The organism is Bradyrhizobium sp. PRIMUS42 (assembly GCF_023006515.1).
GTDB lineage: Bacteria > Pseudomonadota > Alphaproteobacteria > Rhizobiales > Xanthobacteraceae > Bradyrhizobium.
This window is the reverse complement of sequence record NZ_JALBGZ010000177.1, coordinates 1-9712: the sequence shown is the minus strand read 5'-3', so window position 1 is coordinate 9712 and position 9712 is coordinate 1. Positions and strand designations below refer to the sequence as shown.

Sequence of the window (9712 nt, the reverse complement as noted above, 5' to 3'; positions counted from 1 at the left end):
CTGCACCAGCGCCGGCGGACGGCGCACCAGGAACGAGACCGGGATCATGATGGCGCCGACCACCAGCGCCATGATCTGCATCGAGGTGCGCCAATCGTGGCCGGAGACGAGCCAGGCCGCGAGCGGCGCCATCGTCATTGGCGCCATGCCCATGCCGGCCGACACCAGCGACACGGCGAGGCTGCGCTGAGTCTCGAACCAGCCGGTGACGGCCGCCATCATCGGCGCGAAGATCGCCGCGCAGGACGCACCGGTCAGAAGGCCGAACACGACCTGGAACGCTAGAAGCGAGGTCGCATGGCTCGCGGCGAACAGGCTGAGCGCCAGAACGGTCGATCCCGTCAGCACCACCGGCAGCGGTCCGAACCGGTCCGACAGCGTGCCCCAAACCATGCTCGTGAACGCCATCGCCAGAAAGCCGATGGTCATCGCGCTGGAAATGCCTGTTACCGACCAGCCGGTGTCCTTGGCGATCGGCTGCAGGAACACCGGCAGGGAAAACATGCCGCCGATGGCGACGCAGCCGAGCAGGCCTCCGGCAGCGACGATCACCCAGCGATAGGGGGATTGAGTCATTTTGGTCTCCCGAGATGATCTTGTCTGGCTGGAAGACGAATGGGAACTGCGCTGGCCGACAAGGCCGGGGCAAGTTTTTGCAGACCCGGCCAATACAATTCGCGAAAACAACCCCATGCACAGTAGCCGGCCTCTGCGCGATCAAGGACTTAACGGGCGACGAGATGAGCCGCGGAGCTCGCCATGGCACGCCGCGATTTGACTCGTCGGGCGAAACACTGGCATCAGGGCATCATCCCGCCAATCCTATCCCTCCACTCTTGCGTGACGTCCGCGATCAAGACTCGCCGGCTGCGCTGCGGCGCCATGTGCTGACCGTGAGCCAGAGCGCCGAGACCAGGAAGTAGAGCGCGCCGACCGCAGCATAGCCCGCGACGTTCGCGATCGACGGAGCCGCAGGCATGGTGGCCAGGAAGATGAAGAAGCCGCCTGCCAGTGCCGACTGGCCGCCGCTGAGCACCATGGCCCATTGCGCGCCGAAAATCTTCCAGCGCCGCACCGCCGTGCCGAGCTGGAGCAACCCGGACAGGATCGCCCAGGCCCCGAAGATTCCGAGCACCCAGTTCATGCTGACCTGCAATGCCAGGATGACCGCGATGGTGGTCGCGAGGCTGACCAGCACGTTCAGGCCCTGCGTGCGGTTCTGGTTCAATCCGCCGCTGCAGAGCGCGTCGAGATAATTGGCCGCGGCGTCCCATGCCGGATACGCGACCAGCAGCGCTGCAGCGACGACCGCCGACGACGGCGCGATCGCAAAGGCCGCAATGACCCAGGCGACGGAAAACGCGGCGCGCAAAAAATAATACTGGTTCAGCCATTGCGCATGGTCGGCGATGTCCGAAGTCGTCTCACGGTTTCTCATTGTCCTCTCCTTACCTACTAGTTGGTAGATTATGATGCAGAAGTCGACGCAGAACGGCATTGCGGCCCGTGTCGTGCCTTCTTCGTCAGTGCCTGGTGGACAGCCGATCGAGCAGCGGCCGGGTGATGGTCCCGAACATCCTGGGATCGCCATAGGCACGCGTCGACAGCATCGCGCCGTGAACGGTCGCCATGAATCCTTCGGCCTCGACCTTTGCGGTGCTGGAAAGATGCAGCCGTCCCTTCCGCTTGCCGCGCTCCAGCACCGATGTCAGCCACGACGCCAGGAAACGGAAATGCGCGCGGACCTCCAGCGCCACCTCTTCGGGCAGGATCGGAAGCTCGCTGGCAAGCAGCGCGCAGACGCAGAAGGGAGCGGTCGCGTCGGTGATGCAGGCCTCCCAATAGGCGACATAGTTTTCGAGCTGGTCGCGCGGGTCCGGGACGTTGCGCTCGAGTGCCGCCAATCCCGCCTGCGCCTCTTCGCGATAGCGCGACACCAGGGTGCGGACCAGGTCGACCTTGCTGGCGAAATGGTGGTGGATGCTCGGCTTGCGAATGCCGACCACGTCGGCGATGTCGGCATAGCTGAAGCCGTTATACCCGCCGGCAATGATCAGCGAGCGTGCGCAGGCCAGGATGTCGTCGGCGGTCGAGGAGACGTTGCTCATCACCCTAGCTACCTTCCAGTTGGTAGGCTCGTCAACAAAGGATGCTTCAATGATCCGTGAATGCTAGGAACCTGACATGACCATTCGCCCCATCGTCCGCTATCCCGACCGCCGGCTCGCGATTTCGGCCCGCCCCGTCACCGCGTTCGACGACGGCTTGCGCGAGCTTGCGGCGGACCTGCTGGAGACGATGCGCGCTGCGCCCGGGATCGGCATCACCGCGCCGCATATCGGCGTGCCCTTGCGCGTCGTCGTGCTCGAGTTCGACGCCAAGGAGGGCCCTCTCACCTACGTCAACCCGGTCATTGAATGGGCGTCACCCGAGATGATCATGCACCGCGAAGGCAGCGTCTCGATGCCCGGGGTCAACGACGAAGTACAGCGCCACGCGCGCGTGCGCATCAGCTATCAAGATCTCGACGGCAACACGCGAACCGAGGAGTCGGACGCCCTGCGCGCCGTGTGTCACCAGCACGAGATCGACCAGCTCGACGGCATGTTCTGGATCCAGCGGCTGTCGCGGCTCAAGCGCGAGCGGCTGGTGAAGAAGTACGAGAAGATGGGGCGACCTTAAGGGGATCGGCGAAGCGCATCCGCTATCCGCCCGCGCCGGAGCAAGACGGATGGACTACGCCAGCGGCCTGCGCTTTCGCGCGGCCGCCGGCAACCATGCGTTTTCTTTGAGAGGGTGTGACGAGCTTTCCCGATGCAACTGCTTTTTCGGAGCGAGGCGATCGGACCCTTCACACGCTCAGATCATCGGGCCTTGCCGGGCACCGGCGTGTTGAGCAGCTGCTGCTCCCACAGGTATGCGATGCCGCTCCCGCCGGCATGCTGGGTGATCACCTCCGTCAGCGCGGCAGCTTGATCGGTCCGAGCCCAGTCACGCTGCCATTCGGCCGCCAGCGCCAGCCAGGTCATCATATTCGCGCCCGCCGCGATCATGCGCTGGATCGCGACCTCGTGGGCCTCCACCGAAACGGCGCCAGAGGCGTCGGTGATGACAGTTACATCCCAGCCTTCGCCGAGAGCCTGAATCGCCGGCATCGCCACGCAAATTTCGGTCCACAGGCCAGCAATGACGAGTTGCTTGCGCCCCGTTGCCTTGACTGCGTTCACCACCTTTCGATCCTCCCAGGTGTTGATGAACGTCCGGTCGAACACTTCCTGGCCGGGGAAAACGTCCGTGATCTGAGGGAAAAGGAGACCACCCCGCTCAGCGACCACGGTGGTCAGGATCGTGGGAACGCCGAAGGCCTTGGCGGCCTTGGCCAGACCGGTCGTATTGTTGATCACCATCTGAGGTTCGTGGCTGTTCACGTTCGCGAGCTGGTACGGCTGGTGGTCGATCAGAACGAGCACCGAGTCTTCGGGACGAAGAAGCGAAGCAAGGCCGTTACGAAAAGTCATCGTTGCATCCTTTACTGCCGTTGTGAGCGGCACTGGTTTTTCCGAGACGTACGCCAGCAGCGACGTAGCCCGGCACCGAGATTGGTGTTCCCGGATGCGATACGGTAGTGTCGTGCCGCGGCACGCTGTGTCGCGGAATGAGGAACGCTGAGTTGGACATCGAAGACATACGGACGTTCGTCGAAATCGCCGACGCCGGGGGAATTTCGGCCGCCGCGCTCCGGCTGGGCGTCGCCAAATCGATCGTCAGTCGTCGGCTTTTCCGGCTTGAAGCGGAACTTGGCGTCCAACTTCTTGCGAGAACGACCCGCGGGGCTGCGCTCACGGAGGCCGGCGTCACGTTTCGAGACCATGCAGCCAGAGTCTGCGCCGAGATCGACGCAGCGAGGGAGGCAGTTCTACCCGCCGGAGAGTTGCGCGGACGCTTGCGAGTTGCGGTGCCATTTACTTTCGGCCCGACCCACTTCGCTCCCATCCTTGCGGAGATGGCCCGGCGTCATCCCCATCTTCAGATCCACACCTGTTACAGCGATCGCTTCGTTGATCTCATCGCAGAAGGATATGATTGCGCGATACGGCTTGGCTATCTTCCGGACTCCAATCTGATCGCAAGACGCGTTGGACCCATACATGGGAAGCTTGTCGCGAGCCCGGACTACATCAAGGCCCATGGGGCGCCCGAATCGCCGGAGGAACTCGTCGCCCATGAGGCCCTCATGCAGGGCACCGAAGTGTGGCAACTCATGGATGGCGACAAGATCCTCACCGTGCGTCCGCAGGGTCGCTTCAAGGCCGATAACGGCACAGCTCTGGTTTTGGCTGCAACGGCAGGACTCGGGATCGCCTATCTTCCCGACAGCCTCACCCATGAATATGTAGCCTCCGGCGCGCTGGTGCCGGTCATGACACGATATCCCCCGTCTCCGGCGGGTGCCTATGTGGTCCGCCCGCCGGGCCAGCATCCCGCACGGAAGATACGAGTCCTCACCGAATTGCTGATTGAGTATTGCGAGCCGGCTCCGCATCCCGCGTAACCTCGCTTCCTCACCGCCAAGTTCGCGATTTCATCAAGCCCTCTTCCCGCTCCGCTTGGTGATGGGGGCGTTGCGACGCTCGCGCTTGCCGCGCGCGATCTCGGTTGCCAGCGCGTCCAGCCTGGGCTCCCAGAAATTCCGGAACTGACCGATCCACGCATCCACCGCGCGAAGCCCGGCAACGTCGACCGAATAAAGGCGCCTTTGCGCCTCCGCCCGGACATTGGCAAAACCGCTCTCTCGCAACACCTTGAGGTGCTGCGAGACCGCCGCCTGGGTGATCCCGAACTCGGCCCCGATCACCTCGACGACCTCGCCGGACGCCATTTCGTTTTGGCCGAGCAGCTCGAGGATGCGGCGGCGCACGGGATCGGCGAGGACCTCGAAGACGTGCATCAGCTTCCTGTGCCGGGATGAACGATGTCGGGCGGCATCTCGCCGCGATAGAATGCGATGGTGCGGTCGGAGCGCTGCTTGGCCGCATCAGGGTCGACCCCGCTCGCGACGTGCGCCGCCCGCCAAGACTCGCCGCTGGTCGTCATGAACTCCTTGCCCTCCGGCGAGCCCATCCAAGCCTCGGCCGTCTCGTGGTCGACCGATGCCCCCGTCGCAACATATCGCTCCAGTCCTGCAAGTGCGAGGTCCCAACCGATCCCCACCGCACCCGGGCCGAACTGATTCCAATGATCCTCGATGATCGCGGTGTGCTCAAGTGTCAAACGCGCCTGGCTGCGTTCTGCTGCCAGCCCGACGTCGATCCAGCTGATCGCGCCGCCGAATTCCCACGTTGCCGCAAAATGCGTCGGCGGCGTGCACGCCGTGATGGTGCCGCCCGCATTGCCCTTGAGCTGGTACCTTCCGCCGAGCTGGAGGTCTCCCTCGACCGGCAAGAACCATCGCGGGATGCGCTCACTGTTGGTCACGGCGTCCCAGAGATCCTCGACGCTGGTGTCATAAAGCCTTGTCAGTGTCACTGCGCTCGCAGGTTTGCCGTCTTTCTCGAAGTTCTTCACCGAACGCGTGACAAGCCCGAGGACCCTGGCGACATCGATCTGCATTGCGTTCCTCCTTATCGTTGGCGCAAGGATGAATATCGACCGAGGTTAATATAAGTCAATACTTATATTAAGGCACTCCGCCGCTGCGTCAAACCGCCTCGCGAGGCGAGGCGAACCAAACCCCTGCTCAAACGTCTATCGGTCCCCCATCCCCGCCAGGCCTGCGCAAGACGGAAGGAATTCATGAAAGTTCGCAAATTCGCCATCTCCGACGCTTCGCTCGAACGCTCGCCGGGACAGGACGGCGACATCTTCGTCGGCAACCTGGTCGACCAACGTCACGGCGGACCGATCACGATCGGCTTCGGCCGCTACGCGCCAAACCAGACTCTCGAAGAGACGATCATGGTCGACGATGTCATGATCGTCCTCGAGGGGAAGCTGTCGGTCACGAGCCGCGGCAGCACCGTCACCGCAGGTCCCGGTGAGATCGTCTACATGCCGAAGGGCGAGACGGTCAGCATCCGCTCGCACGAGCAAGGCACCGTCACCGCCTACGTCACCTATCCGCATTGGCAGGAGGCGCATGACGGCGCCACTTAGCCGGTGACGGCCAGACCTGCTCGACCGATCTTACGGTTTTGGCAGGCCTCGTAGCCCGGATGGAGCGCAGCGCAATCCGGAGTTCGTTCTGCAGGGGCAATCGCGCGATCCGGTTGGTCTGTCCCGGATTACGCTTTCGCTTCATCCGGGCTACGACGAGTCAGCTTCCGCGCCCTCACCCACCCGCCATCAGCGCCTTCGCCAGCGCCATGTAGGCCGGCAGCGTCACGGGATCGTTGGCGGCGTTGCCCGCCATGGGATGCGATGCATAACGCGCGATCACCATTTCAGCCTTGGGATCGATGTAGATGCCCTGGCCGTGGACGCCGCGCGCCATGTAGGCACCGTGTTCGTTGTGCGTCACCCACCATTGGTTGCGATACGACGCGCCCGGCAGCGTGGTGTAGCCGGCCGGCTTGAATTTTTCGGGATCGCCGCCGCGCGCGATGTCCTCGACCACTTGTGATGGCACGACCTGACGGCCGTTGCAGCGGCCGTGATTGCGCATGGTCTCGCCGAAACGGGCGAGATCGCGCAGTGTCGTGGAGAGCCCGCCGCCGCCGCTCTCGGTGCCGATGCGGTCGACGTGGTAGTGCGCATCCTCCTCCGCACCCATCGGCTGCCAGATGCGCTCGGAGAGCAGGTCGGACAAGGTCATGCCGCCGGCGCGCCTGACGATCCAAGCCAGCACGTCGGTGTTGACGGTCTTGTAGGCAAAGGCCTTGCCGTGCTCGCCCTGCTTCTTCTGCGCGACGAGAAAATCGAAGATCGTGGTCGCGCCTTCATAACCGGGCGGGATCGGGGCCATGCCGTTGGCGCGTCGCAGGCCCCACACATCCGAATTCTTGTCGGTATAGACCTCGGTGTAGACGAGCCCCGTGGTCATATCCATGACCTCGTGCACGCGCGCGTCGCCGAACGCGCTCGCCTTCAGCTCCGGTACGTAGTCGGTGACCGGCGCCTGCGGATCGATCCTGCCTTCGGCGACCAGCATGCCTGCGAGCACGCCAGTGAACGATTTCGTCACGGACATCGCGATATGCGGCTTGTGCGGCTTCAACGCACCAAAATAGCGCTCGTAGATCAGCTTCCCCCGATGCAGCACCGCGATGCCGTCGGTGTAGGTCTCCTCCAGCATCTTTTCAAAGGTCATGGGCCGGCCATCCATCGTGGTCGAGGCGACCGCGCCGATGTCATGGTCCTGGCGCGGCAGCACAGACGCCGGCCCCGCCCCGCGCCAGACGTTCACCGTCGGCACCAGCTGGCGGATGTTGGACCACGCCCAGCGCAGCTCGGGGAAATTGCGGAACGAGCCATCCTGGAAGGTGATGAGGCGGTCCGAGGACGGCGGGAAGCCGCGCATCCAGCCGAGGGATTTGGGGTCGGTGGAGGTGGCGGGCTGTTGGCTGGGCGCGATCGCGGTGGACATGCAAGGTGGCTCCGGAGAGGACGACGCGGATGTCGTATCACGGCGGAACGTGACGGACATCCGACGTTTGCGCCGGGTCCCTGCGCGCCGATCAGGATGGCGCAGCGCAAATCCGTTTCACCACCGCGCTGTCGCACTCCCGAGCACGGTCCGTCCCTGCGTGAAGGAGCAGGTCCCGGCGTTGCAGATCGGCACGCGTTCATCCGACAGGTTGCGCGCATTCACGGCGAGCCGCATGCCGCGATAGTCGTAATGCGCCCCCGCATCGAACGCCATGATGGCGGGATTTCTGATCGTGTTGACCTCGTCCGCCCAGGTCTGCCCGATCCAGCGCGCACCGGCACCGATGCCAAAGCCTGCAAGCGGGCCGGTCTGCCAGGTGTAGTCGAGGAAGATCGCGGCCTGCTGCAACGGCACGCCGATCGGCACCTTGCCGAGATCGAGGCCATTGCTGCGCGTGACGGTCGCATCGGTGTAGCTGTAGGACGCGATGCCCTTGAGTCCCTCGGCCAACGACAGCACGGCTTCGAGCTCCGCACCGCGCGATCGGACTTGGCCGGTCTGCACCGAGAAGGTGGGAAAGGCCGGATCGATGGTCAGCACGTTGTCCTTGGTCAGGTTGAACCAGGTCGCCGTGAAGTAACTGTTCCAGCCGAGAGGTTGATATTTGATGCCGGCTTCGAAAGATTCACCCGTTGTCGGCGCGAACGGCGTGCTGCCGCGCTGTGGGGCCGTCGTGCCGGTCAGCGGCAGAAACGACGTCGCATAGTTCACATAAGGAGCAAGGCCGGACTCGAACAGATACAACAATCCGGCGCGGCCGGTGAACTTGCCGGGCGCGCTATCGCTCGTCACGCCCGTAAGGTCGTTGCGGTTCGACAGCGCGGCAAAGTCCTGCCGGCCGCCGATGGTCAGCCGCCAGCCGCCCCAGGCCATCTGATCCTGTGCGTAGAGCCCGACCTGGCCGAGCGTTTGGCTGTTGGCGCTCATCAGCCCCAGAGGGGTCGTCGGCGCCGAGCTGCCGTAGACCGGATTGGTCAGATCGAGCGACGGCGCCAGGCCCGCATAATAGTCCAGCGTCGTGCCTTGCCGGAAATAGTCGACGCCGGCGAGCACCGTATGCTTGACCGGACCTGTGACCAGCTTGGCCTCGATCTGATTATCGACGTTGAACGTGTTCAGCCATTCCCGGAACGTCGCACCATAGCGGTTGAGCGTGCGCCCGTCGGGCGAGAGGCTGAGAGCATCGATCATGTTGCCCTCGAACGACACGTGCCCGATCCGAACATGCTGCCGGAAGGCCAGCGCCTCATTGATGCGATGGTCGAGCCTGTATCCGATCGAGGCTTGCCATTGCGTAAGCGCGTCGAATGCGGGGTCGCCGAGACGAATATTGGTGACCACGCCCGTCACCGGGTTGCGCAGATAATACGGCCACATCGAGGTCCTGCTGCGCTCATACTCGGCCAGCACGGTGAGTGTCGTATCCTCACCCAGCTTGGCGGTAAAGCTCGGGGCGAGAAACACGCGGTCATCCCAGGTCCCGGGGATTTGCGTGCCGCTGTCACGCACCAGGCCGGTGAAGCGGTAAAGCAGCTTGTCGTTGTCCAGCGTTGGCCCGCTGAAGTCGAACCTGCCCTGATAGCGATCGAAATTTCCGATTTCGAGGCCGACCTCATTGAACCGCTTATCGAGCGGCATCTTGCTCACATAGTTCACCATGCCGCCGGCTTCGTTGGCGCCGTACAGCACCGATGACGGACCGCGCATCACCTCGATTCGCTCGGCTCCGTAGGGTTCGTTGCGAAAATAGGCGAACGAACCATTGCCCTGCCGCAAGCCGTCACGATAGTTGCCATACACGTTGGCCGCAAATCCCCGGATCAGAAACTGATCATAACGGGGATCGAAACCGTAGGGCTGCGTCTGCACACCGGCCGTGTAGGCCAACGCCTCGCCGACCGTTCGCGCACCGGTGTCGCGGATCTGATCTTGCGTCACGACCGAGATGGACTGCGGCGTCTCGATCAGCGCCGTGTTCGTCTTGGTGCCGGTGGCGCTGCGCGTCGCGACGAAGCCCTGCACAGGACCGATCGCGCTCTGCAGCGTCGGGGCCGACGCCGGAGCTCC

General features: G+C 63.7%; 11 protein-coding genes. 3 read left to right on the top strand and 8 right to left on the bottom strand.

Annotation, left to right across the window (positions count from 1 at the left end; translation table 11 throughout):
* From MOV75_RS15715 to MOV75_RS15705, 3 genes are all read right to left on the bottom strand, one after another.
* On the bottom strand, positions 1–576 hold a 576-nt coding region (locus tag MOV75_RS15715), incomplete at its 3' end, for an MFS transporter (RefSeq protein WP_247006144.1).
* Positions 577–853: 277 nt separating this feature from the next.
* The gene (locus MOV75_RS15710; RefSeq protein ID WP_247006143.1) at positions 854–1438 is read right to left on the bottom strand and encodes a DUF308 domain-containing protein; all 585 of its coding nucleotides are present in this window, start codon (positions 1436–1438) and stop codon (positions 854–856) included.
* Between the two features lie 85 nt (positions 1439–1523).
* Positions 1524–2108 (bottom strand): TetR/AcrR family transcriptional regulator, encoded by a 585-nt coding sequence (locus tag MOV75_RS15705; protein WP_247006142.1) that lies wholly within the window; start codon positions 2106–2108, stop codon positions 1524–1526.
* A 76-nt stretch (positions 2109–2184) separates the two neighbouring features.
* Between MOV75_RS15705 and MOV75_RS15700 the strand changes: the two genes are divergently transcribed.
* Complete coding sequence (locus tag MOV75_RS15700; protein WP_246926418.1) at positions 2185–2682, top strand: peptide deformylase; 498 nt, start codon at positions 2185–2187, stop codon at positions 2680–2682.
* A gap of 182 nt (positions 2683–2864) precedes the next feature.
* On the opposite strand, the gene MOV75_RS15695 is transcribed toward MOV75_RS15700, so the two are convergent.
* Positions 2865–3518, bottom strand: coding sequence for a hydrolase (locus MOV75_RS15695; RefSeq protein WP_246926416.1), 654 nt, complete (start codon positions 3516–3518; stop codon positions 2865–2867).
* A 152-nt stretch (positions 3519–3670) separates the two neighbouring features.
* Between MOV75_RS15695 and MOV75_RS15690 the strand changes: the two genes are divergently transcribed.
* Complete coding sequence (locus MOV75_RS15690; RefSeq protein ID WP_246926413.1) at positions 3671–4552, top strand: LysR family transcriptional regulator; 882 nt, start codon at positions 3671–3673, stop codon at positions 4550–4552.
* A 33-nt stretch (positions 4553–4585) separates the two neighbouring features.
* On the opposite strand, the gene MOV75_RS15685 is transcribed toward MOV75_RS15690, so the two are convergent.
* Together MOV75_RS15685 and MOV75_RS15680 are read right to left on the bottom strand one after the other, a co-directional pair.
* The gene (locus tag MOV75_RS15685; protein ID WP_246926410.1) at positions 4586–4948 is read right to left on the bottom strand and encodes a helix-turn-helix transcriptional regulator; all 363 of its coding nucleotides are present in this window, start codon (positions 4946–4948) and stop codon (positions 4586–4588) included.
* Entirely contained in the window at positions 4948–5610 is a 663-nt protein-coding gene (locus MOV75_RS15680; protein ID WP_247006141.1) for an SRPBCC family protein, read from the bottom strand. Before MOV75_RS15680 ends, MOV75_RS15685 begins: the two co-directional genes overlap by 1 nt.
* Before the next feature lie 183 nt (positions 5611–5793).
* Here MOV75_RS15680 and MOV75_RS15675 point away from each other — a divergent pair, with 183 nt between their 5' ends.
* A complete protein-coding gene (locus MOV75_RS15675) occupies positions 5794–6153 on the top strand; it encodes an AraC family ligand binding domain-containing protein (protein ID WP_247006139.1) in 360 nt (119 codons plus the stop codon).
* A 175-nt stretch (positions 6154–6328) separates the two neighbouring features.
* Here MOV75_RS15675 and MOV75_RS15670 read toward each other — a convergent pair whose 3' ends face one another.
* Together MOV75_RS15670 and MOV75_RS15665 are read right to left on the bottom strand one after the other, a co-directional pair.
* Positions 6329–7582 (bottom strand): serine hydrolase, encoded by a 1254-nt coding sequence (locus MOV75_RS15670; RefSeq protein ID WP_247006137.1) that lies wholly within the window; start codon positions 7580–7582, stop codon positions 6329–6331.
* Between the two features lie 117 nt (positions 7583–7699).
* A partial coding sequence (locus MOV75_RS15665; protein ID WP_247006135.1) for a TonB-dependent siderophore receptor occupies positions 7700–9712 on the bottom strand: 2013 nt, incomplete at its 5' end.